The 22,955-nt window shown below is 65.2% G+C and carries 26 protein-coding genes; 9 read left to right on the top strand and 17 right to left on the bottom strand.

Translation table 11 applies throughout. The annotated features are described in order from the left end of the window. Positions 1 to 66: 66 nt before the first annotated feature. From C4K38_RS08535 to C4K38_RS08515, 5 genes are all read left to right on the top strand, one after another. Positions 67 to 1,347: a glycerate kinase type-2 family protein gene (locus C4K38_RS08535; protein WP_053277991.1), complete on the top strand. Its 1,281-nt coding sequence runs from the start codon at positions 67 to 69 to the stop codon at positions 1,345 to 1,347. Continuing rightward, positions 1,337 to 2,752, top strand: coding sequence for a pyruvate kinase (gene pyk / locus C4K38_RS08530; RefSeq protein ID WP_053277990.1), 1,416 nt, complete (start codon positions 1,337 to 1,339; stop codon positions 2,750 to 2,752). Before C4K38_RS08535 ends, pyk begins: the two co-directional genes overlap by 11 nt. 142 nt (positions 2,753 to 2,894) lie before the next feature. Continuing rightward, positions 2,895 to 3,818: an urea transporter gene (locus C4K38_RS08525; RefSeq protein ID WP_053277989.1), complete on the top strand. Its 924-nt coding sequence runs from the start codon at positions 2,895 to 2,897 to the stop codon at positions 3,816 to 3,818. Between the two features lie 21 nt (positions 3,819 to 3,839). Continuing rightward, complete coding sequence (locus C4K38_RS08520; protein WP_053277988.1) at positions 3,840 to 4,685, top strand: ion transporter; 846 nt, start codon at positions 3,840 to 3,842, stop codon at positions 4,683 to 4,685. Between the two features lie 94 nt (positions 4,686 to 4,779). Then, positions 4,780 to 5,778 carry a sulfate ABC transporter substrate-binding protein gene (locus C4K38_RS08515; RefSeq protein ID WP_053277987.1) on the top strand — a complete coding sequence of 333 codons (999 nt, stop codon included), beginning with the start codon at positions 4,780 to 4,782 and terminating at the stop codon, positions 5,776 to 5,778. A gap of 53 nt (positions 5,779 to 5,831) precedes the next feature. Here C4K38_RS08515 and C4K38_RS08510 read toward each other — a convergent pair whose 3' ends face one another. Beyond that, complete coding sequence (locus tag C4K38_RS08510; protein ID WP_053277986.1) at positions 5,832 to 6,281, bottom strand: RidA family protein; 450 nt, start codon at positions 6,279 to 6,281, stop codon at positions 5,832 to 5,834. A 105-nt stretch (positions 6,282 to 6,386) separates the two neighbouring features. Next, entirely contained in the window at positions 6,387 to 7,016 is a 630-nt protein-coding gene (locus C4K38_RS08505; RefSeq protein WP_053277985.1) for a DUF5666 domain-containing protein, read from the bottom strand. A gap of 265 nt (positions 7,017 to 7,281) precedes the next feature. Between C4K38_RS08505 and C4K38_RS08500 the strand changes: the two genes are divergently transcribed. Further along, on the top strand, positions 7,282 to 8,490 hold the full coding sequence (locus C4K38_RS08500; RefSeq protein WP_053277984.1) for an MFS transporter: 1,209 nt from the start codon (positions 7,282 to 7,284) through the stop codon (positions 8,488 to 8,490). 68 nt (positions 8,491 to 8,558) lie between these two features. Further along, positions 8,559 to 9,461 carry a LysR family transcriptional regulator gene (locus C4K38_RS08495; protein ID WP_053277983.1) on the top strand — a complete coding sequence of 301 codons (903 nt, stop codon included), beginning with the start codon at positions 8,559 to 8,561 and terminating at the stop codon, positions 9,459 to 9,461. A gap of 19 nt (positions 9,462 to 9,480) precedes the next feature. Here the strand turns inward: C4K38_RS08495 and C4K38_RS08490 are convergent, their stop codons facing one another. From C4K38_RS08490 to ccmA, 11 genes are all read right to left on the bottom strand, one after another. Beyond that, a complete protein-coding gene (locus tag C4K38_RS08490) occupies positions 9,481 to 10,623 on the bottom strand; it encodes a hypothetical protein (protein WP_053277982.1) in 1,143 nt (380 codons plus the stop codon). Between the two features lie 99 nt (positions 10,624 to 10,722). Then, positions 10,723 to 11,127: a hypothetical protein gene (locus C4K38_RS08485; RefSeq protein WP_053277981.1), complete on the bottom strand. Its 405-nt coding sequence runs from the start codon at positions 11,125 to 11,127 to the stop codon at positions 10,723 to 10,725. 11 nt (positions 11,128 to 11,138) lie between these two features. Further along, positions 11,139 to 12,341: a c-type cytochrome biogenesis protein CcmI gene (gene ccmI, locus C4K38_RS08480; RefSeq protein ID WP_053277980.1), complete on the bottom strand. Its 1,203-nt coding sequence runs from the start codon at positions 12,339 to 12,341 to the stop codon at positions 11,139 to 11,141. After that, positions 12,338 to 12,808, bottom strand: coding sequence for a cytochrome c-type biogenesis protein (locus tag C4K38_RS08475; RefSeq protein WP_053277979.1), 471 nt, complete (start codon positions 12,806 to 12,808; stop codon positions 12,338 to 12,340). The genes ccmI and C4K38_RS08475 overlap by 4 nt, the downstream gene beginning before the upstream one ends. After that, positions 12,805 to 13,341: a DsbE family thiol:disulfide interchange protein gene (locus C4K38_RS08470; RefSeq protein WP_009047730.1), complete on the bottom strand. Its 537-nt coding sequence runs from the start codon at positions 13,339 to 13,341 to the stop codon at positions 12,805 to 12,807. Before C4K38_RS08470 ends, C4K38_RS08475 begins: the two co-directional genes overlap by 4 nt. Further along, positions 13,338 to 15,326, bottom strand: coding sequence for a heme lyase CcmF/NrfE family subunit (locus tag C4K38_RS08465; protein WP_053277978.1), 1,989 nt, complete (start codon positions 15,324 to 15,326; stop codon positions 13,338 to 13,340). The genes C4K38_RS08470 and C4K38_RS08465 overlap by 4 nt, the downstream gene beginning before the upstream one ends. 3 nt (positions 15,327 to 15,329) lie before the next feature. Then, positions 15,330 to 15,785 (bottom strand): cytochrome c maturation protein CcmE, encoded by a 456-nt coding sequence (gene ccmE, locus C4K38_RS08460; RefSeq protein WP_025805226.1) that lies wholly within the window; start codon positions 15,783 to 15,785, stop codon positions 15,330 to 15,332. Beyond that, complete coding sequence (gene ccmD / locus C4K38_RS08455; RefSeq protein WP_025805225.1) at positions 15,782 to 15,958, bottom strand: heme exporter protein CcmD; 177 nt, start codon at positions 15,956 to 15,958, stop codon at positions 15,782 to 15,784. Before ccmD ends, ccmE begins: the two co-directional genes overlap by 4 nt. Beyond that, positions 15,955 to 16,710, bottom strand: coding sequence for a heme ABC transporter permease (locus C4K38_RS08450; protein ID WP_053277977.1), 756 nt, complete (start codon positions 16,708 to 16,710; stop codon positions 15,955 to 15,957). Before C4K38_RS08450 ends, ccmD begins: the two co-directional genes overlap by 4 nt. Before the next feature lie 76 nt (positions 16,711 to 16,786). Then, the gene (ccmB, locus tag C4K38_RS08445; RefSeq protein ID WP_009047725.1) at positions 16,787 to 17,455 is read right to left on the bottom strand and encodes a heme exporter protein CcmB; all 669 of its coding nucleotides are present in this window, start codon (positions 17,453 to 17,455) and stop codon (positions 16,787 to 16,789) included. Next, positions 17,452 to 18,087, bottom strand: coding sequence for a cytochrome c biogenesis heme-transporting ATPase CcmA (gene ccmA / locus C4K38_RS08440; RefSeq protein WP_053277976.1), 636 nt, complete (start codon positions 18,085 to 18,087; stop codon positions 17,452 to 17,454). Before ccmA ends, ccmB begins: the two co-directional genes overlap by 4 nt. A gap of 198 nt (positions 18,088 to 18,285) precedes the next feature. Here ccmA and fliK point away from each other — a divergent pair, with 198 nt between their 5' ends. Together fliK and C4K38_RS08430 are read left to right on the top strand one after the other, a co-directional pair. Continuing rightward, complete coding sequence (fliK, locus tag C4K38_RS08435; RefSeq protein ID WP_053277975.1) at positions 18,286 to 19,857, top strand: flagellar hook-length control protein FliK; 1,572 nt, start codon at positions 18,286 to 18,288, stop codon at positions 19,855 to 19,857. Continuing rightward, complete coding sequence (locus C4K38_RS08430) at positions 19,854 to 20,183, top strand: EscU/YscU/HrcU family type III secretion system export apparatus switch protein (RefSeq protein ID WP_025805221.1); 330 nt, start codon at positions 19,854 to 19,856, stop codon at positions 20,181 to 20,183. Before fliK ends, C4K38_RS08430 begins: the two co-directional genes overlap by 4 nt. A 39-nt stretch (positions 20,184 to 20,222) precedes the next feature. Here C4K38_RS08430 and C4K38_RS08425 read toward each other — a convergent pair whose 3' ends face one another. The 4 genes from C4K38_RS08425 to C4K38_RS08410 all read right to left on the bottom strand — a co-directional run bounded on the left by C4K38_RS08425 (position 20,223) and on the right by C4K38_RS08410 (position 22,952). Next, a complete protein-coding gene (locus tag C4K38_RS08425) occupies positions 20,223 to 20,615 on the bottom strand; it encodes a DUF2802 domain-containing protein (protein WP_053277974.1) in 393 nt (130 codons plus the stop codon). Continuing rightward, positions 20,616 to 21,098: a chemotaxis protein CheW gene (locus C4K38_RS08420; protein ID WP_007922496.1), complete on the bottom strand. Its 483-nt coding sequence runs from the start codon at positions 21,096 to 21,098 to the stop codon at positions 20,616 to 20,618. A gap of 78 nt (positions 21,099 to 21,176) precedes the next feature. Beyond that, entirely contained in the window at positions 21,177 to 22,079 is a 903-nt protein-coding gene (locus tag C4K38_RS08415) for a CheW domain-containing protein (protein WP_053277973.1), read from the bottom strand. A gap of 84 nt (positions 22,080 to 22,163) precedes the next feature. Further along, positions 22,164 to 22,952: a ParA family protein gene (locus C4K38_RS08410; protein WP_007922498.1), complete on the bottom strand. Its 789-nt coding sequence runs from the start codon at positions 22,950 to 22,952 to the stop codon at positions 22,164 to 22,166. Between the last annotated feature and the right edge of the window lie 3 nt (positions 22,953 to 22,955).

The following is a 22,955-nucleotide window of genomic DNA, read 5'->3' as shown; positions in this document are numbered from 1 at the left end:
GCCCGCTCGCGCCTACAAGAGCCCTACCCGCCACACCTCGAATAACAAGAAATCCGGGAGCCCGCCATGCCGGTCGATCCGCAACAATTCCTCCGTGAGCTGTTCGCCACAGCCATCGACGCCGCCCACCCGCAGCATGTCCTCGAAGCCCATTTGCCCAGCGACCGCAGCGGTCGGGTGATCGTCATCGGTGCCGGCAAGGCCGCCGCGGCCATGGCCCAGGTGGTCGAACGCTGCTGGTTGGGTGAAGTCAGCGGGCTGGTCGTCACCCGCTACGGCCACGGCGCCCCCTGCGAAAAAATCGAAGTGGTCGAGGCCGCTCATCCGGTACCCGATGCCGCCGGCCTGGCCGTGGCCAAGCGCGTGCTGGAGCTGGTCAGCAACCTGTCGGAACAGGACCGGGTGATCTTCCTCCTGTCCGGCGGTGGTTCCGCCCTGCTGGCCCTGCCCGCCGCGGGCATCAGCCTGGCGGACAAGCAGTCGATCAACAAGGCCCTGCTCAAGTCCGGCGCCAGCATCGGCGAGATGAACTGCGTGCGCAAACACCTCTCGGCGATCAAGGGTGGCCGCCTGGCCAAGGCCTGCTGGCCGGCTACCCTCTACACCTACGCGATTTCCGATGTACCGGGCGACCTGGCCACGGTCATCGCTTCCGGCCCCACCGTGGCCGACCCCAGCACATCGGCCGAGGCCCTGGCGATTCTCAAGCGTTACGCCATCGAGGTACCGGCGGCGGTACGCAGCTGGCTGCAAAGCCCCGAGTCGGAAACCGTCAAGCCCGGCGACCCGAGCCTGGCCCACAGCCACTTCCAACTGATCGCCCGGCCGCAGCAGTCGCTGGAGGCCGCCGCGGTGAAAGCCCGCCAGGCCGGTTTCAGCCCGCTGATCCTCGGCGACCTGGAAGGCGAGTCCCGCGAGGTGGCCAAGGTCCACGCCGGCATCGCCCGCCAGGTGGTGCTGCACGGCCAGCCTCTGGCCGCGCCCTGCGTGATCCTCTCCGGCGGTGAAACCACGGTCACCGTGCGCGGCAATGGCCGCGGCGGGCGCAATGCCGAGTTCCTCCTGAGCCTCACCGACAGCCTCAAGGGCCTGCCCGGCGTCTACGCCCTGGCCGGCGACACCGACGGCATCGACGGTTCCGAAGACAACGCCGGCGCGATCATGACCCCGGATAGCTACGCCCGCGCCGCCGCCCTGGGCCTGAGTGCCAGCGACGAGTTGGACAACAACAACGGCTATGGCTACTTCGCGGCCCTGGATGGGTTGATCGTCACCGAACCGACCCGCACCAACGTCAACGACTTCCGCGCCATCCTGATCCTCGAGAGCCCCAAACATGACGCCTGACAAAAAGGTCAAAATCCTCGCCACCCTCGGCCCGGCCATCGACAGCATCGACGATATCCGCGAGCTGGTGCAGGCCGGGGTGAATATCTTTCGCCTCAACTTCAGCCATGGCGACCACGCCGATCACGCCCAGCGTTACCAGTGGATCCGCGAAGTCGAAAAACAGCTGAACTACCCGCTGGGCATCCTGATGGACCTGCAAGGCCCGAAACTGCGGGTCGGCAAGTTCGCCGACGGCAAGGTCCAGCTGCACCGTGGCCAGGCCCTGCGCCTGGACCTGGACAGCACCCCGGGCGACCAGCGCCGGGTCAACCTGCCCCACCCGGAAATCATCACGGCCCTGGAGCCAGGCATGGACCTGCTGCTGGACGATGGCAAGCTGCGCCTGCGGGTCACCGCCAAGCACGCCGACGCCATCGACACCACGGTGCTCAACGGCGGCGAGCTGTCGGACCGCAAGGGCGTCAACGTCCCGCAGGCGGTGCTCGACCTCAGCCCGCTGACCGCCAAGGATCGCCGCGACCTGGACTTCGGCCTGGAACTGGGGGTGGACTGGGTCGCCCTGTCGTTCGTGCAGCGCCCCGAGGACATTCGCGAAGCCCGCGCGCTGATCGGTGACAAGGCGTTCCTGATGGCCAAGATCGAGAAACCCTCGGCAGTCACTCAACTGCGCGAGATCGCCGAATTGAGCGACGCGATCATGGTGGCCCGTGGCGACCTGGGGGTCGAAGTGCCCGCCGAAAGCGTGCCGCAGATCCAGAAGAACATCATCGGCACCTGCCGCCAACTGGGTAAACCGGTGGTGGTGGCCACGCAGATGCTCGAATCCATGCGCTTCTCCCCCGCCCCGACCCGGGCCGAGGTCACGGACGTGGCCAACGCAGTGGCCGAAGGCGCCGACGCGGTGATGCTCTCGGCGGAAACCGCGTCCGGCGAATACCCGCTGGAGGCGGTGCAGATGATGAGCAAGATCATCCGCCAGGTGGAAAGCGGCCCGGACTACCAGACCCAGCTCGACGTCAGCCGGCCCCAGGCCGAAGCCACGGTGTCCGATGCCATCAGCTGTGCGATCCGCCGTATCAGCAGCATCCTGCCGGTGGCGGTGCTGGTGAACTACAGCGAGTCCGGCAGCTCCAGCCTGCGCGCGGCCCGGGAACGGCCGACGGTGCCGATCCTCAACCTGACGCCGAACCTGTCCACCGCGCGCCGCCTGACGGTGGCCTGGGGCGTGCATTCGGTGGTCAACGACCGCCTGCGCCAGGTCGACGAGGTCTGCTCCACCGCCCTGGAAATCGCCCAGGCGCAAGGCATGGCCAAACGTGGCGACACCCTGTTGATCACCGCTGGCGTGCCGTTCGGCCAGCCGGGCTCGACCAACTCGCTGCGCATCGAAACCCTGATCTGAGCCCCCTGTAGCCGCTACCGAGGCTGCGCTCGAGGATGCAGTCCTCGCCAGGCCCAAAACGCGGCATTGCCTGATTGACGGCCGCTACGCGGCCGGGCGCAGCCTCGCTGTGCTCGGCAGCGGCTACAAGAGTCAACCTTCCATGCCTTCAGAACACTTCAACGCCCACTGCCCCGACTGGGCCACCGCCCTGCTCAACGGCTTCAGCCAGATCTTCCTCCAGCGCCATCCGCTGTGCGGCCTGCTGTGCATGCTGGCCATCCTGCTGACCGCTCCAGCGCTGCTCGGCGGCGCGCTGCTGGGCGGTGTGGCCGGGCTGCTTACCGCGCAGCGCCGGGGCTATGCCAAGGCCGACCGGCAAGCCGGACTGTTCAGCTACAACGGGGTCTTGCTCGGCCTGCTCCTGAGCCTGCGCTTCGACTGGTCGGTGCTGCTGCCACCGCTGATCATCGCCTGCGGCGGCATCAGTGCGATCCTCACCCAGCAATGGCTCAAACGCGCCCGCGCCCCATATTCTCTACCGGCCTACACCGCGCCCTTCGTCGGCCTCGGCTGGTTGCTGCTGGGCCTGGCCGCGCCGCTGCCCGCCAGTGTCGAAGCGCCCTGGGCCGAACCCGATGCGCTGGCACTGCTGCAGGCACTGATCCAGGGGCTCGGCCAGGTGATGTTCCTCGAGCATCCGCTGGCCGGGGTGTTGATCGCCCTCGGGCTATTACTGGCCGATCGTCGAGCGGCCGCCTGGGCGCTGTTCGGTTCGGCGGCGGGCCTGGGCTTTGCCCTGCTGCAACAGGACCAGGCCAGCGCCCTGCTGGGCCTTGGCGGCTACAACAGCGCCCTGGTCGCCCTGGCCCTGAGCCAGGACCGCCGCCGCTCCTGGCTGGCGCTGCCGGGAATGCTCCTGGCGCTGCTGCTCGCCCCGGGCTTCGCCGCGCTGGGCCTGCCCACTCTCACCGCGCCCTTTATCCTCGCCTGCTGGCTGGTCCGTGCGGCAACCCGTGTGCTGCGCCAGGCCGCCACGGACAGCACGCCTTGCGCTACCGGGGGCAATCCCCCTAGGCTTCGCTGACCTTCGATTCAGGCGAACAACATGGACAGCACCACGGACACCGACAAGCACTGGCGCGAGCGCCTCTACGTCATGATTTTCCAGACCGACACCGTGGCCGGTCGGCGCTTCGACAGCATCCTGTTGCTGATCATCCTCGCCAGCCTGGTGATCGTGATCCTCGACAGCATCGACCAGGTGCATCAGAACTACGCCAATGTGCTGGCCTATATCGAATGGGGTTTTACCCTGATCTTCGCCATCGAATACGGCCTGCGCCTGTATTGCTCGCCCAAGCCGTTGCGCTATGCCTTCAGTTTCTATGGGTTGGTGGACCTGCTGGCCATCGTGCCGGGGATCCTCGCCCTGTATTACAGCGACGCCCAGTACCTGCTGATCATCCGGGTGATCCGCATGCTGCGCATCTTCCGCGTGCTCAAGCTCGGCCCCTACCTCAAGCAGGCCCACTACCTGCTCGACGCCTTGCGCGGCAGCAAGCAGAAGATCCTGGTGTTCCTGCTCAGCGTCTGCACCCTGGTGACGGTGTTCGGCACCCTGATGTATGTGGTCGAAGGCCCGGAACACGGCTTCACCAGCATTCCCAAGGGCATCTATTGGGCCATCGTCACCCTGACCACCGTCGGCTACGGCGACATAGTGCCCAAGACCGTGATCGGCCAGATCATTTCGTCGATGGTGATGATCACCGGTTACTCGATCATCGCCGTGCCCACCGGGATCTTCACCGCGGAACTGGCCAATGCCATGCGCGGCGAACAGCTCAAGCACGACTGCCCGGTGTGCAGTAAAAACAACCATGAACACGGCGCCGCGTTCTGCTCGCGGTGCGGCAATGCGCTGTTCCCGAAAGTGGTTCAGGGAAACTGAATAAGCAAAGCACTTTTTAATCTTTAAAGAGATATACCGCCCCGGCTATAGTCGGCGGCAAATTGCCTTCACTCTCTAATAAAAGGAATGTGCAGTGAAAAAACTCGTTAGCGCCTCTCTCCTGGCCGCCGGCCTGGCACTGGGCAGCGTCGCCCAGGCCGCCCCGACCCTGCTCAACGTTTCCTACGACGTGATGCGAGACTTCTACAAGGACTACAACAGCGCCTTCCAGAAGCACTGGCAGGCCGAGCACAACGAGAACATCACCCTGCAGATGTCCTTCGGCGGCTCCAGCAAACAGGCGCGCTCAGTGATCGACGGCCTGCCGGCCGACGTCATCACCATGAACATGGCCACCGACATCAACGCCCTGGCGGACAACGGCAAGCTGGTGCCGGACAACTGGGTGACCCGCCTGCCCAACAACAGCGCGCCCTTCACCTCGGCCACTGTGTTCATCGTGCGCAAGGGCAACCCCAAGGCCCTGAAAGACTGGCCGGACCTGCTCAAGGATGGCGTGCAGGTGATAGTGCCGAACCCGAAGACCTCGGGTAACGGCCGCTACACCTACCTGTCGGCCTGGGGTTATGTGCTGAAGAACGGTGGCGACGAGAACAAGGCTAAGGACTTCGTCGGCAAGCTGTTCAAGCAGGCACCGGTGCTCGACACCGGCGGTCGCGCCGCGACCACCACCTTCATGACCAACCAGATCGGCGACGTGCTGGTGACCTTCGAGAACGAAGCGGAAATGATCGCCCGGGAATTCGGCCGCGATCAGTTCGAAGTCATCTACCCGAGCGTTTCCGCCGAAGCCGAGCCGCCAGTGTCGGTGGTGGACAAGGTGGTCGACAAGAAAGGCTCGCGCGCCGCGGCCGAGGAATACCTGAAGTACCTGTGGTCGCCGGAAGGCCAGGAAATCGCCGCCAACAACTACCTGCGCCCACGGGACCCGAAAGTCCTGGCCAAGTACACCGATCGCTTCCCGAAAGTCGACTTCCTGTCGGTGGAAAAAACCTTCGGCGACTGGCGCACCGTGCAGAAGACCCACTTCAACGATGGCGGGATCTTCGACCAGATCTACGGCGGGAAATAACCAACCGACCCAATAAAAAAGCGACCCTCAGGTCGCTTTTTTATTGCTGGCGCCTAAAGCCCGGCGGCCACATCCACCAACGCGGCGCCCCGAACCTCGTGCAGCTCCGGCAACATCGCCTCCGCCTCGACCTCGATCAGCCACTCGGGCAGGGACAGGCCACTGACGATGATCCACGAGGACGCCGGTGGCTGCTGGGGGAAACGCTGCAACAGCACCTGGCTGATCTGCTCCTGCTGCTCGCGGGCCGCTTCGGCGATGTAGATCCGCAGCATGACCACGTGGCTCAGGTCGCCGCCCGCCGCCGCCAGGACCCGGGCGATATTGTCGAAACTCTGCTCGGTCTGCTCCTGCAGCCCCGGGCCGACGCAGACCTCGCGCTCATCGACCCCCACCTGGCCGGACAGCAGCAGGCGCCGCCCACCGCGCACCTCCACGGCCTGGCTGAAACCGTACTGCATGGAATTGAAGACACTGGGCGGATTGAAGACTGATTTATGCATGGGAACTCCGCTGCGATAGACGACCGGAAACCCTAAACCAAGCCCCTGCCCAAGGCCATCCGAAACCAGGCCGTTGAAACACCTGGCAACGTAACAACCCGACAGCTACATCGGCGGCGTCACCCCATCCTTGCCGGCGGAGATCGACTGCGCGGTGAGGGTGCCGTCCGCGCTCTGGGACACGAACATCACCACCTTGACCCCGGCCTTGAGCAGGCTGCGGTCGCCCGGCACCAGGTTGACGATGGGCACGTCGTCCGGCACCAGGATCCTCTGCTGGCCGCCCTTGTAGTTGACGGTCAGGGTCCGGCCGTTGCTCACCACCAGGTCGCCGACGCTGCCGTTGGTCATGCTGCTGCCCTTGACCAGGTCGAAGGGCCGATGACCGTCGCCGGTGCCGGCCATCTGCGGTGGAAACACATGGACCTCCAGCGCCTTGAGGCTGCCATCGGCCTGGGGAACTGCGGCCGAACCTATGTAGCTGCCGGGCTTGATGTCCTCGATATTGGCCAGGGTCACGGCGCGGACCTGGGTCTGTGGCGTGAGGTTGATGGTGACGTTCTCGCCGCTGTTGACGTGCACTCGCACCGCGTCGCCGGCGATGCTGGTGATTTCCCCGCGCACGCCGATGCGCATGCCCGGCGCGTCCTGGGCCTGGGCCGGGCCGGCCAGCAGCAGTGCGCCGAGGGTGATCGCTTGAACACCGCCGAGCAGGCGGCGAAGACACAGATTCATGGGACGGGCTTCCTGTGATGAAAGGTGGCACAGACGTCGAAACGAAAGCACTCCAGCGTCCGCGGAACAATAAGCGAGCTATCGAACTGAATGTAAGTAAATGTATCATCGCAGCGCGATGCCGGTCGTCATCTGCCGCTCTGCGCCGGTCTCGCCAGGCATTTATTCCTGCACGGCATGAATGCTATCGCTCGTCAGCTTCTACCGCGTCACGGGCCAGCCCCTTAGCCTCGCCCGCATCCCTTTCGCTGCCACGAGAATCGCCATGACTTCCACCCCCCAGGGGCTGCCTGCCGCCACCACGACCATGACCCGCGGCATGGTGCTGCTGTTCGCCTTCTGCTGCGGCGCCATAGTCGCCAACATCTACTACGCCCAGCCGATCATCGAGCTGATCGCCCCGGACATCGGCCTGAGCAGCACCATGGCCAGCCTGATCGTGTCCCTGACCCAGATCGGCTATGCCCTGGGCCTGTTCTTCCTGGTGCCCCTGGGCGACCTGCTGGAAAACCGCCGGCTGATGATCCTCACCAGCCTGGTGGCCATCGCCAGCCTGCTGGGCGCCGCGTTCACCGAGCAGCCCAATGCCTTTCTGCTGGTCTCGCTGCTGATCGGCTTCAGCTCGGTGTCGGTACAGATCCTGATTCCCCTGGCCGCGCACCTGACGCCGGAGGAGTCCCGCGGCCGGGTGGTCGGCGGCATCATGGGCGGCCTGCTGCTGGGCATCCTGCTGGCGCGTCCGGTGTCCAGCGTGGTGGCCGACCTCTTCGGCTGGCGCGCCATGTTTATCGCCGCCGCCGTGCTGATGGCCGCCATCAGTGTGGTCCTGCTGCTGACCGTGCCCAAGCGCCAGCCTGCCCACAGTGCCACTTACGGCCAGTTGCTGCGCTCGCTGGGCAGCCTGCTGCGCCAGCAACCGGTGCTGCGTCAGCGGGCGTTTTACCAGGCCTGCCTGTTCGCCACTTTCAGCCTGTTCTGGACCGCGGTGCCGCTGGAACTGGCGCGCAACCACGGCCTGTCGCAAAGCCAGATCGCCCTGTTCGCCCTGGTCGGGGCCATCGGCGCCATCGCCGCGCCCATCAGCGGGCGCCTGGCGGACGCCGGCCACACCCGCGGCGCCTCGTTGCTGGCCATGCTGTTCGCCGCCCTGAGTTTCCTGCCAGCCTTTATCCACCCGGCCTACAGCGTCATCGGCCTGGCGGTGACCGGCGTGCTCCTGGATTTCTGCGTGCAGATGAACATGGTCCTCGGCCAGCGCGCGGTCTACGCCCTCGATGCCCATAGCCGCGGCCGCCTCAACGCGCTGTACATGACCAGCATCTTCATTGGCGGCGCCGTCGGCTCGTCGATTGCCAGCGCGGTGTACGAACACGCCGGCTGGCTGGGTATAGTCGGCGTCGGCAGTGCCTTGCCGCTGCTGGCCCTGCTGCGTTTCCTGGGCACCTCGCAGAAGGCCCTGCCCGTTACGGCCTGATGCATCCTGGTCCCCTTGGGTCGCAAAACCGGGGGCCATGCTCGATCGTTCAAACACAAGGAGTCTCGATGGACCGACTGGCAGCCATGCAAACCTTCGTTCATGTGGTGGAAAGCGGCTCGTTCTCGGCCGCCGCCCGACGTCTGGATATCGGCCAGCCGGCCGTATCGAAAACCATCGCCCAGCTGGAGGCGCGGCTGGCGGTACGGCTGTTGCTGCGCTCGACCCGCGGCCTGACGCCCACCGAAGCCGGCATGGCCTTTTTCGAGCGCGCCAGGCGGGCCCTCGAAGAGGCCGACGAAGCCGATCTCGCGGCGCGCGGGGCTGGTTCGGGGCTCAGCGGTACGCTGCGGATCTGCGCCGCGGTGACCTTCGCCCGCCTGCATATCGTGCCGCACCTGGGGACCTTCCTCGACCGCCATCCCGACCTCGACATCGACGTGGTGCTGGATGACCGCAATATCAATCTGGTGGAGGCCGGCATCGACGTCGCCCTGCGCATGGGGCCCTTGAGCGACTCCGGGCTGACCGCGCGGCGGATCGGCGAATGCCGGCGCGTGGTGCTGGCCACCCCGGACTACTTCGCCCGACATGGCGAACCTGCCTGCCCCGCCGACCTGGGCAAGCACCAGGCGATCATCTACAGCCTCGGCGGCGGTGCCCACTGGCGCTTCGAACGGGGTGACGAACAGCAGTCGGTGACGGTCCGCGGGCGGATTCGCGTCAGCGCCGCGGAGGGGCTGCGCGAATCGGTGCTGGCCCACCAGGGGCTGACCATGGCCTCGCAATGGATGTTCGCTCCCGAGCTGGCCAGCGGCGCGGTGCGCGAGGCGATGCCGGACTGGACGCTGCCCCGGCAGGAGCTATGGGCGGTGTTTCCCACTGGGCGGCTGACCAGCGCCAAGGCCCGGGCTTTCGTCGAGTTTGTCCAGCAGCAGCTGGCCAGCCCCGGGCCAGACGCCCAAGACTGAGCCGAGGTCCGCGGCGGATTCAGATCCGCTCGCGCACCAGCACTTCGACCTTGGCCGTCTCGCCCCACTGGCGCACCCGCTCGATCAGCGCCAGGTCGGTCTCGCCCACCAGGTACAGAGTCTCGATCGACTGCCTGGCCGCCCACTCGACGAAGCCGCACTGCTCGAAAGCACTGACAGACGCCAGCTGGAACTCGTTTTCATAGAACCCCGGCGCCACCGCGACCCGGGTGTCCTGGGCGCTGACCTCGGGCAGGAACGGACAGGCCAGGTGCACCACGTCCCACTTCGCCACGCGCCAGTTGCGCAGCGCTTCGTCGAAGCGGCTGCGGGCACCGCGGACAAACCCCAGGCCGTCGATCACCATGCGCCGGTTGATGATCATCCACACCTTGCGTTTGCGCGGGGCCTTGAGCAGCACTTCGCCGGTGACCTTCGAGGCTCGCAGGGCCAGGGCGAACACCAGCAATACCGGAACGAAGTAGCGATAGACCGTCTCGGCGTTGCTGGCGCGGGTCAGCTTGTATAGCCTGTGTACCTCGTTACGATCCTTTTCAAGATCGCCAAAACTTTCCTTGAGCCGGTCAAGCCAGATCACCACGGGCTCTGCCGAATAGCCGGCGCGCACCTCTTCCAGCGCTCCATACACTTTCCCCACCGCGAGATCCGAGAGCCTACCTTCAGGCGTTCTGCCCAGTGGCGCAAAACGCTGACAGAGTTCATTCACCTGCGCGGCATCAGGGGCGCTATAGAGGGTCGATGCGGTGCGGCAGTGTTCCTGACCCACCAGGTCATCGATTTCGGTCTTGATGCGTTGGCGGGTCGAGGCCTGATGGGATTCGGCCAATCGATAGTCGCTCTGGAACCATTCGGTCCTGACGCTCTGGGTCTCGCTGATCAGCGCCAGCGACGCCAGCAGCAGCCAGCCGTAGTCCACCCGCTTCCAGCCGATCTCGCCCAGGGGAAAGACCGAGATAAAGCTCCAGCAGAAGAAGTAGTAGAGGAAAATGAACAGCACCAGCAGGTACACCGGCGCCAGGGATAGGTAGATCAGCTGCGGTACTTCGACATCGGCGAAGCCATACAGGGCGAGCAGGACAGCGACAACACAGAGCCAGACGGCCATGGGCGCGAAATAGGGTTTGTTCAGGCTTTTCTTCATCGGGCGCTCGGATGGCGATACTCAGGAACACCCTGGTGTATCGGCCATCCACCCTGCTGCTTGAACGGACCCGCCCGCGGTCCGCTCAGTGGTAGCCGTTTACTGGAACTGGCGCCCCAGCCCCGACGGCACGCCGTGGATATCGGTCTCTTCCCATGGCCCGTCGGGGCTGATGGAGCGGCTCCAGCCGTTGTTCCAGCGGTAGTAGGTGCGCTGGCGGTAGAAGGTGTTGGTCTGGTTATCCAGCACATAGACGCCCAGGCGCGGATCCCAGTGGCTGTTGCCACCCGGCGGCGGCGCAAAGCTCGCGGAAGTGCGCGGCAACGGCTTGGCCGGCTTGATCGGCGTGGAAGGTTTGCTCGGGGTGCTTGGCGGCGTCGGCTTGGTGCTGGGCTGCGCAGGCGGAATTGGTGGCAGAGTGCCAGGCGGCGCTGGCTCCTGGACCGCACAGGCGCTCAACCCCAGGACCAGTGTTAACAGGGTGATGCGGGCAATGGCGGTCATGGCGGCGTCTCTTATTTATCCGGGCTGTCGATGGTCAGTTGTTGCGGCGCGGTGGTGCTGCTGGCCAGAGGCTTGCTGCGACCGACCCACTCGCCGGCCGTCGGTTGGCCGGCGCGAGAAATGCGCGCAACCAGTTGGACTTCCGGGAAGTTCGACAGTTTCAACTGCGGCATCATCGCGTCGGCATCCCCCAGCTCCACCGTCACCGGCAGGTCGGCCACCGTCAGGCGCTTGGCCGCCAGCGGCGCCGGCGGCCCGGAGGTGGCACGGGCGAAGATGAACACGCTATCGCCCGGCTGCACCTTGGCTTTCAGATCGGCGGCCAGGTCGACGCGCACCTTGAGCAGCGCGGCGGCCTTGGGCGCGGGCGCCTGGGCCACTTTGCCACCGCTGGCCAGCAGCTTCTCGGTCGCCCGGTCGATACCGCCCTGCAGCGCGGCGCGCGAGTTGTCGTCCGCCGGCAGTTGCGCCAGCAGGCGGTTCCAGTAATCGATGGCCTCTTGATAACGCTCGCCTTCAAAGGCGGCGATCCCCAGCAGGCCGAGGCTGGTGACTTCCTTCGGATCGGCCTTCAGCGCTTCGTCGGTCAGGGCCTGGACCTTGTCCGACCACTGCTTGCCGTCGGCGAAGTACTGCGCCTGCGCCCACTGGCCGAGCAGTTCCGGCTGGCGGCCGGCCAGGGCCACGGTGCGCTCGAAGATCTTCGCCGCGTCCGCCGGGCGCTCCTGGGCCATGTAGGCACGACCGAGGAAGTACAGGCCCTCGGCGGAATCCGGCTGGGCAGCGACGGCACGTTCGAGGCGGCGGGTCATCTCTTCCATGGATTGCGGGGCCTGGGCGAATTCACGGGTCAGCTCGACCTTGTCGCTGGCGCCGAAATGCAGGTACAGGCCCAGGCCCAATAGCGGCACCAGCAGCGCCGCCAGCAATGGCAACGGTTTGCCCAGACGCGATACCCGGGCCGGTTCCGCGCCCTCGGTGTCGGCCAGCAGTTCGCGCGCGGCTTCGGCGCGGCCGCTGTCCATCTGCTCGGCGCTGAGCACGCCTTCGGCCTGCTGGCCTTGCAGCTCGGCCACGCGTTCTTGATAAAGCGCCACGTTCAGCGCGGTACGATCCTCTTCACGCTGGGCGCGACGGCCGCGTAGAACCGGGATCAGCAGAAAACTCAGGGCTACCAGGAGCAGCAGGCCTGCGGCGAGCCAGAAATCAATCATTCGTGGTCTTTATCCAACAGTTGGTCGAGGCGCTGACGCTCCTCGGCGGAAAGTGTGCTCGGGCTGTCGCTGCGCTCTACGCGCCGACGCCGGACGATCACGGCGATGATCACCACACCACCCAGCAGCAGGCCGGCGGGGCCGAACCAGAGCAAGGCGGTCTTGCCGGTCAGGGCCGGCTTGTAGCGCACGAAGTCGCCATAGCGGTCGACCATGAAGTCGATGATCTGCTGGTTGTCCTTGCCTTCGCCGAGCATACGGAAGATCTCCTTGCGCAAGTCCGCGGCGATCGGCGCATTGGAGTCGGCGATATCCTGGTTCTGGCACTTGGGGCACCGCAGTTCTTTGGTCAGTTCGCGAAAACGCTCGCGCTCGGCGTCGTTGGCGAACTCGTAGGTATCGATCGCGGCGTGGGCCACGCCGGCGATGCTCAGGCCCAGGACGGCCGCGGCCAGCCAGCGCTTCATGGCTTGGCCTCATCGGCCAGGGCCTGATACTTGGCGGCCAGCTTCTCGCGCCACACCGTTTCGTCGATCACCCCGACGTATTTGTCGCGGATGATGCCCTTGGCGTCGATGAAGAAGGTTTCCGGCGCGCCGTACACCCCGAGGTTCAGGCCCAGGGTGCCCTCCTCGTCGCGGATATCCAGCTGGTAAGGGTTGTGGAACTCGGCCAGCCACTTCAGGGCGTCGGCGTTGACGTCCTTGTAGTTGACGCCATAGATGTTCACGCCCTGCTGCGCCAGCTTGTTCAGCACCGGGTGCTCGACCCGGCAGGAAATGCACCAGGTGCCCCAGACGTTGACCAGCGCCGGCTTGCCCAGCAGGTCGGCGCGGGTCAGGGTCTTGTCGCCCTGCACCGACGGCAGGGAGAACTCCGGGAACGGCTTGTCGATCATCGCCGACGGCAGCTCGGCCGGGTCCAGGTACAGCCCGCGGTACAGGAACACCGCCACCAGCAGGAACAGCGCCAGCGGCAACAACATTATCCAGCGTCTCATGCAGTGGCTCCTGTCATGCCCAGGGCTTCGCGCACCCGGGTTTTCACCTTGACCCGATAACGCCGGTCGAGGGCCGCCAGCAGGCCACCGAAACCGGTGAGCAGGCCGCCGAACCAGATCCAGCGCACGAAGGGTTTCACGTGTACGCGCACGGCCCAGGCGCCATCGCCCAGCGGCTCGCCGAGGGCGACGTAGAGGTCACGGGTGAAACCGGCGTCGATCCCGGCCTCGGTCATCACCGAGTTCTGTACCGTGTAGAGGCGTTTTTCCGGGTGCAGCACGGCAACTTCCTTACCGTCGCGGACCACCCGCACCGTGCCCTTGTCGGAGGTGAAGTTGGGGCCTTCGAAATGCTTGGCGCCCTCGAACACGAAGTGATAACCGGCCAGGTCCATGGACTCGCCCGGCTCCAGGCGCAGGTCGCGCTCGGCGCTGTTCTGGCTCGACAGCACCACGCCCAGGGCGCAGACCGCGATGCCCAGGTGCGCCAGCTGCATGCCCCAGTAGCTGCGGGTCAGGCCTGGCAGGCCCTTGATCAGGCCTTTGTGGCGGGTCTTGTCGAAGATGTCGCGGACCCCGGCGAGCAATACCCAGGCCGCCAGCATGAAGGTCGCCAGTACCGCCCAGTTGAAGTCGCCGTAGGCGATACCGGCCACCACCGCCAGCGCGGCGCTGCCCAGCAGTACCGGGGTCAGCATGCTCACCAGCCATTTGACCGGGGTGTCTTTCCAGCGCACTACCACACCGACCGCCATCACCACCATCAGCAGCGCCATCAGCGGGATGAACAGCGCGTTGAAGTACGGCGGGCCGACCGACAGCTTGGCTCCGGTCAGGGCGTCCAGCACCAGCGGGTACAGGGTACCCAGCAGGATCATCGAGGCGGCCACCACCAGCACCAGGTTGTTGCCCAGCAGCAGGGTTTCCCGCGACCACAGGTTGAAGCCGACCTGGCTCTTGACCACCGGCGCGCGCAGGGCGAACAGGGTCAGCGAACCGCCGACCACGAACAGCAGGAAAATCAGGATGAACACGCCGCGCTCGGGGTCCGAGGCGAAGGCGTGGACCGAGGTCAGCACCCCGGAACGCACCAGGAAGGTCCCCAGCAGGCTCAGGGAGAACGCGGCGATGGCCAGCAACACGGTCCAGCTCTTGAACACACCGCGCTTCTCGGTAACCGCCAGCGAGTGGATCAATGCGGTGCCCACCAGCCAAGGCATGAACGAGGCGTTTTCCACCGGGTCCCAGAACCACCAGCCGCCCCAGCCGAGTTCGTAGTAGGCCCACCAGGAGCCGAGGGTGATACCGATGCCGAGGAATGCCCAGGCGACTATGGTCCAGGGCCGCGACCAGCGCGCCCAGGCCGCGTCCAGGCGACCGCCGAGCAGCGCGGCGATGGCGAAGGCGAAGGCCACGGAGAAACCGACATAGCCCATGTAGAGCATCGGCGGGTGCACGATCAGGCCGATGTCCTGCAGCAGCGGGTTGAGGTCGCGGCCATCGCCGGGCACCTGCGGCAGAATCCGCGCGAAGGGGTTGGAGGTGACGATCAGGAACAGCAGGAAGCCGGTGCTGATCATGCCCATCACCGCCAGCACCCGCGCCAGCATCACTTGCGGCAACTGCCGGGAGAACACCGACACGGCGAAGGTCCAGCCACCGAGGATCAGCGCCCAGAGCAGCAACGAGCCCTCGTGGGCGCCCCACACCGCGCTGAACTTGTAGTACCAGGGCAAGGCGCTGTTGGAGTTGCTGGCGACATAGGCCACCGAGAAATCATCGACCATGAAGGCGTAGGTCAGGCAGCCGAAGGCGAACGCAAGAAAGGCGAACTGGCCCCAGGCCGCGGGCTGCGCCAGGCCCATCCACAGGCGGTCGCCGCGCCAGGCGCCGAGCAGCGGCACCACGGCCTGGACCAGGGCAAAACACAGGGCCAGGATCATCGCCAGATGGCCGAGCTCGGGAATGAAGATTGCGGATGTCATCGATCAGCCCTCCTTGGCCGGAGCCGGCGCCATTTGCCCACTGTCTTTGAGGGCCTTGGTCACTTCCGGCGGCATGTACTTCTCGTCGTGCTTGGCCAGCACTTCGTCGGCCACCACCACGCCATCGGCATTGAGCTTGCCCAGGGCGACGATGCCCTGCCCTTCGCGGAACAGGTCCGGGAGGATGCCGCGGTAGGTGATGGTCACGGACTTGTTGAAGTCGGTGACCACGAAACGCACGTCCAGCGAATCCGCGGAACGTTGCAGCGAACCCATCGCCACCATGCCGCCGGCGCGGATCCGCGTGTCATGGGGGGCTTCGCCGTTGGCGATCTGGGTCGGGGTGTAGAACAGGTTGATGTTCTGTTGCAGGGCGCTCAGCGCCAGGCCGACGGCAACGCCCACGCCTCCCAGCACGCCTAGGATGATCAACAGACGCTTTTTACGCAGCGGATTCACTGATTGTTCTCCCGGCGCAGACGACGCGCCTCTTGTTCCAGGTAACGCTTGCGGGCCAGCAACGGCACCGCCACGTTGAGGACCAGCACCACCAGGCAGATGCCGTAGGCTGACCAGACATACAGGCCGTGATGGCCCATGGCGAGAAAGTCGGCGAAGGAAGAAAAACTCATGATGCCGCCTCCAGGCTGTGCTGCACTTCGGCCCTGACCCAGCTGGCGCGGGCTTCGCGCTTGAGCACTTCAAGACGCATGCGCAGCAACAGCACCGCGCCGAAGAAACAATAGAAGCCCAGCACCGTCAGCAACAGCGGCAGCCACATTTCGACGGGCATCGCCGGTTTTTCGGTGAGGGTGAAGGTCGCGCCCTGGTGCAGGGTGTTCCACCACTCCACCGAGTATTTGATGATCGGGATGTTGATCACCCCGACGATGGCCAGCACCGCGCAGGCCTTGGCCGCGCTGTCGCGATTGCTGATGGCGTTGCCCAGGGCGATCAGGCCGAAATACAGGAACAGCAGGATCAGCATGGAGGTCAGGCGTGCGTCCCAGACCCACCACGAGCCCCAGGTCGGCTTGCCCCAGATGGCCCCGGTGACCAGCGCCACGGCGGTCATCCAGGCGCCGATGGGGGCCGCGCATTGCAGGGCGACGTCGGCCAGTTTCATCTTCCACACCAGGCCCACCACCCCGCACACTGCCAGCATCACGTAGATGGACTGGGCCAGCATCGCGGCGGGAACGTGGATGTAGATGATGCGGAAGCTGTCGCCTTGCTGATAGTCCGGCGGCGCGAAGGCCAGGCCCCAAACGACGCCGACGGTGATCAGCAGCAAGGCTGCGATGCTCAACCAGGGCAACAACCTGCTGCTGATGCCGTAAAACCACTTGGGTGAGCCGAGCTTATGAAACCAGGTCCAGTTCATACTGTTTCCATCACGGGTGCCGCGCGTTGTCACGCACGGCCAGGGTCTTTACTGATCAAAATTTGATCAGACCTCATTATTCGCCGACGCTGATCTTCAGGCCAGCCGCTATTGCAAAAGGTGTCAGAGTTACTGCCAGGGCGGTCAGGCTCCCAAGCCACAGCAGATAACCGGTCGCCGGCATACCCTGCAAGGCCGCCTGCAAGGCGCCGCTGCCGAGAATCAATACCGGGATGTACAGAGGCAGGATCAGCAGCGCCAGCAACAGGCCGCCACGCTTGAGTCCTACCGTCAACGCCGCGCCCACCGCTCCCAGCAGACTGAGCACCGGAGTACCCAGCAACAGGGACAGCAACAGCACCGGCAGACAGGCTGTGGGCAGACCGAGCATCAATGCCAACAGGGGCGCAAGCAATACCAGTGCCAGGCCGGAAAAGGCCCAGTGTGCCAGTACCTTGGCCAGAACCAGAAGAGGCAGGGGGTGCGACGAAAGGACCCACTGTTCCAAGGATCCGTCCTCGAAATCACTGCGAAAAAGCCCGTCCAGCGAGAGCAAAACCGATAATAAGGCCGCTACCCAGACTAGCCCTGGAGACAAGGTTTGCAACAATTGTGTCTCAGGTCCCACCGCCAATGGGAACAGTGAGACGACAATGGCGAAAAATACCAGCGGGTTGGCCAGTTCGGCGGGACGGCGGAACAGCAGCCGGGATTCGCGGGCAACCAGCAGTCCGAAAACACTCATACGGCCCAATGCCCCAGATCGATGTCGCGATAGCCGGCCGGCATGCGGCTCAGTGTGTGGTGGGTAGTAAGGATCACCATGCCGCCACGTTCGCAGTGGCCGGCCAGGTGTTCTTCCAGTTGTGCCACGCCCTGCTTGTCCAGGGCGGTGAAGGGTTCGTCGAGAATCCACAGCGGCGGGCTGTCCAGGTACAGGCGGGCCAGCGCCACCCGGCGCTGCTGGCCGGCGGACAGGGTGTGACAGGGCACATCTTCGAAACCGCGCAGGCCGACTGCCGCCAGGGACTGCCAGATCGCCTCGCGCCCGGCGGGCTGATGCAGGGCACAGAGCCAGCTGAGGTTTTCCTCAGGGGTCAGCAGGTCCTTGATCCCCGCTGCATGGCCGATCCACAACAGGTTGCGCGCCAGCTCCGCACGCTGGGCGTTGAGCGGCTGGCCGTTGAGCAACACCTGGCCGCTGGTCGGCTGCATCAGCCCCGCCAGCAGGCGCAACAGGCTGGTCTTGCCGCTGCCGTTGGGGCCGCTGATCTGCAACATGTCGCCGCTGGCCAGACGCAGTTCGAGCTTTTCGAAGAGCAGCCGCAGGTCGCGCTCACAGGCTAGCGCTACGGCTTCTAGAAGAGGACTGGTCAAATGATCGCGGGCCTTTAGGGTTCAAGTCGGCGGTGGAGCAGCCGTTAAAGAGATGCAGAATAAACGCATCGGCGGCCTGTTCCAGAGAGCTGCGTCAAACTTTTGCGATGTTTTCGCCACGCCCCCCGAAGACGGGCGGCATTATACATGCGATGCCCTACTCTCAAGAGGGCTTATTTCTCCACAGGTTGTGTCCAGATGACAGGCGAAATCACCCTTCCTCCGCTGCCACAGCTGACGCCGGGAACCCTGCGCGCGCTGCCGATCAGCGGTGAGCTGCTCAAGTTGCTGCAGCCGCTTGAAGGCCTGATCGCCGCCGGCCAATCGGCCAAGGCCGAAGTGCTGTCGCTCAAGCAGGCGGACCAGACATTCCAGCTGTTGCTCAAGCTGACCCTCGACAGCGGCCGGCAGACCACCGTCCAGGCCACCAGCAACCAGCCGCTGCCCCTGGGCACCAGCCTGGCGGTGACCCAGCCATCGGCCGGCAACCTGGCCATTACCGCGCAGCAGGCGATTGCCGCCAGCGTCGCCACCCTGACCCGTATCGACACCACGCAACTTCCAGTGGGCACCCTGCTGCAAGGCAAGGTGCTGACCACCCAGCTGCAACCCCAGGCAGCCGGACAACCGGCGGTCTACCGCTCGCTGGTGAGCCTGCTCAACACCACCCTGAGCGGCAGCACCCTGAGCATCGACAGCCCACAACCCTTGCGTATCGGCAGCCTGCTGAGCGCCCTGGTGCAGGGCTCGCAGAGCTTGAGCCTGGTGCCGCTGAGCGGGCGTCAGGAGCAACTGGCGATCGCCCAGCAGCTGGCCACCCAGCAAAGCCGCCAGGCCTCGCTGACCGGCCTGATCAATGCCTTGCAGAATCTGCCGCCGTCCGACAGTGCTTCCAGCGAACTGCGCACCGCGGTGGACAAGCTGCTCGCCGGCCTGCCCGACCTCCAGCAACTGAGCAACCCCAAGGCGCTGGCCCAGGCCCTGGGCAACAGCGGCGCCTTCCTCGAATCGCGGCTGCTGGCCGGCGACAATCCGGCCCTGGCCGGCGACCTGAAAGGCAACCTGCTGCGCCTGATCGCCCAGATGACGCCGGGCCTGCCAAGCAGCACCAGCTTCAACGCGATCATTGCCGCCAATACCCTGGCCCAAGTGCTGCCGAGCTTTGTCCGCAGCGCCCTGGGCACCCTCGGCCAGGTCAGCGCCAAGCCCCAGCCGGGTGGCTTCCCCCTGCCCTCGCGGCTGCTGCAAAGCCTCGAGGAGGAAGGCGACCTGGAACATCTGCTGCGCCTGGCCGCGGCTGCTGTTTCGCGCTTGCAGAGCCATCAGCTGGCGAGCCTGGAACAGAGCGGCCTGACCGATGACGGACGGCTGCTGACCACCTGGCAGTTGGAAATCCCGATGCGCACGATGCAGGACGTGGTGCCCTTGCAGGTCAAGCTCCAGCGCGAGGATCCGGCGGAAAAACCGCCCGAGGAAAAACGCCAGGAGCGCGAACCGAAACAGCAGCTGTGGCGCGTCGAACTGGCGTTCGACCTCGAGCCCCTGGGCCCGCTGCAGGTGCAGGCGCAATTGCTCAAGGGCCGCCTGTCCAGCCAGCTCTGGGCGGAACGGCCATTTACCGCGAGCCTGATAGAAAGCCATCTGGGCAGCCTGCGTGAACGGCTGCTGGCGTCCGGCCTGGATGTCGGCGACCTGGACTGCCATCTCGGCACGCCGCCGCAAGGTCCGAAAACCCGACTGGAACAACGCTGGGTCGATGAAACCGCATGAATAATCCCAACCCGCCACGCCAGGCCATCGCCCTCAAGTACGACGGGCAGCACGCCCCCACGCTGACCGCCAAGGGCGACGACGAACTGGCCGAAGCCATCCTGAAGATCGCCCGCGACTATGAAGTGCCGATCTATGAGAACGCCGAACTGGTGAAACTGCTGGCGCGCATGGAACTGGGCGACAGCATTCCCGAGGAGTTGTATCGGACCATTGCCGAAATCATCGCCTTCGCCTGGAACCTCAAGGGCAAGTTCCCGGCCGGGCATGAGCCGCAGGAAGCGGCGCTGGAGAAGGATGTGACAGAAAGCGGGGAGGATTACTGATCTGTAGCCGCTGCCACAGGCTGCGGCTACAGAGGGATTTCAGCTTTTGTGCAGCTTGCTCATCAACTCGGCCTCGGCCTGGGTCAAGCCGCAGGACTGAGTGAGTTCGTCGACGCTGGCGCCCATGCCCACCAGGCGCGCGGCCTGGGCGAAGGACAGGCTCGACGGATCGCGCTGTTCCAGCTGGGCCAGCTTGTCCGGCAACGGGCCGACCACCGCGCGCAGCTCATGCAGGTCCTCGCCCATGCGCACCGTACCGTTCTGGTAATCGTCGACGCGCTTGGCCAGGTCCTTGATGCGCTGATCGCGCAGCGCATCGCCCTGGGCCTGCTGGACGGCGATCTGCCGCTGAGCGCGGATATAGGTCAGGAACATCGCCAGTGTGCCTGCCCAAAAGAGGAACAGGACAATTACCGCAACCTCAAGAATCAATCAGATACTCTCCAGTTCCGACCACTCTTCTTCGCTCATCATCTTGTCCAGCTCAACCAGAATCAGCAGTTCGCCGTTCTTGTTGCACACGCCCTGGATGAACTTGGCCGACTCTTCGTTACCGACGTTCGGCGCGGTCTCGACTTCCGACTGACGCAGGTAAACCACTTCCGCCACGCTGTCGACCATGATCCCGACCACTTGCTTGTCGGCTTCGATGATCACGATACGGGTGTTGTCGTTGACCTCGGTCGGCACCAGGCCGAAGCGCTGGCGGGTGTCGATCACGGTCACCACGTTGCCGCGCAGGTTGATGATGCCCAGCACGTAGCTCGGGGCACCCGGTACCGGTGCGATCTCGGTGTAGCGCAGGACTTCCTGCACGCGCATCACGTTGATGCCGTAGGACTCGTTATCCAGCTTGAAGGTTACCCATTGCAGGATCGGATCTTCGGAACTCTGTGCAGACGACGACTTATTCATACCCCTGACCCCTCAAAAAACCGTTGGAAACGGTGTGTGTTCTGTGTGGCTGCACCGTCGGCGCAGCCTGTTGTTGGTCTATATCGGCTTCGGCGCCGGTTTACTGATAGCCATGTGTTTCGCCCCGCCGCTGGCGATCAGCTCGGCCAGCTCGGAAACGTCCAGCAGCGCGCACATATGCTCGATGACCGTACCCGCCAGCCATGGCCGCTGGCCACGGTGGCTGCGCCATTTGATTTCGTTCGGGTCCAGGCGCAACGAGCGGCTGACCTGATGCACCGCCAGCCCCCACTCGTAGCCCTGGACCGAGATCACGTATTGCAGGCCCTGGCGGAAGTCGTCTCGGTAACGATCGGGCATTACCCAGCGCGCGGTATCCAGCACTTTCAGGTTGCCGGCCTGGCTCGGCAGGATCCCGAGGAACCATTCCGGCTGGCCGAACAGCGGCGTCAGTTCATGCCCCGCCAGGGAGTAGATCGACCCCAGGCAGACCAGCGGCACCGCCAGGGTCAACCCGGCGACATCGAACAGCAGGCACTCGAAGGGTTCCGCCGCCCAGCTTGGCCGGTCGTCACCCGCCACCGGTGGTGGTGTGCTGCTGGGCGGCCGATGCACCTCGACCACCGGTTCGACCAGGCCTTGCAGCAAGGGCGCAACGGTCGACAGGGTGGCCGGCAGTGGCGCGGGCGCCTCTAGTACCGGGGCGATCACAGGCTCCTCAACCCGGACCAGCGGCGCGACAACAGCCGCGGCTGGCGGCTTGTGCGGGACCAGGGCATCGCGAGCCTGCTCTTCGAGCACCGCGGCCTGGAACTCATCCAGGACCTCGCTCGAAGCCACCACCTCTTCAACGGCTGCCTGAACCTGCGGCAGTGCTTCGGGAACCACGAACTCTTCTTCGGTGGCGTCCTGCAGCAACGCGTCCAGGTAAGACTGCAGCGCCAGCTGCGGTCGGGACGTAACGTCGACAGGACGGTTCATGAGGATGCCCACGGATAAAACCCAGCACAGTGACCTGTAGGGTTTATCGGCCAGACCGGCAGCAGACTTGAATGATCCGGCACGTCAGGCCACCTGCGGGACAAGTTGCTGGGCCAGCAGGTGCTTGAGCAAGGCGCGATAGGCCAGCACGCCGCGGCTCTTGCCGTCGAATTGCGAAGGCGTCAGCCCGGCCCGGCTGGCATCGCGCAGGCGCGTGTCGACCGGTATATAGCCCTGCCAGATCTCATCCGGGAACTTGTCGCGCAACACCCGCAGGGTGCCCAGGGACGCCTGGGTCCGGCGGTCGAACAGGGTTGGCACGATGCTGAACGGCAGCGCCTGTTTGCGCGAGCGGTTGATCATCGCCAAGGTATTGACCATGCGCTCCAGACCTTTGACCGCCAGGTGCTCGGTCTGCACCGGGATCACCAGTTGCTGGCTCGCCGCCAAGGCGTTGACCATCAGCACGCCGAGCAACGGCGGGCTGTCGATCACCGCATAGTCGAAATCCTGCCACAGCTGCGCCAGGCTCTTGGCGATCACCAGGCCCAGGCCGCTCTGCCCCGGCGACTGGCGCTCCAGGGTGGCGAGCGCGGTGCTCGATGGCAGCAGGGAAATACGTTCGTCGCTGGTCGACAGCAGCAACTGCCCGGGCAAGCCCTCGGGAACGCTGCCCTTGTGCAGGAACAGGTCGTAGTTACTGTGTTCCAGGCTGTCGGGGTCATAGCCGAAATAGCTGGTCATGGAGCCGTGGGGGTCGAGATCGACCACGACCACGCGCTTGCCCGCCTCGGCCAGCAACCCGGCTAAAGCGATGGAACTGGTGGTCTTACCGACGCCACCCTTTTGATTGGCAACTGCCCAGACTCTCATTCA

It is taken from the genome of Pseudomonas chlororaphis subsp. piscium (assembly GCF_003850345.1).
GTDB classification, from domain to species: domain Bacteria; phylum Pseudomonadota; class Gammaproteobacteria; order Pseudomonadales; family Pseudomonadaceae; genus Aquipseudomonas; species Aquipseudomonas piscium.
Note: the sequence above shows the minus strand (reverse complement) of the source record. Positions and strands in the feature narration are given on the sequence as shown.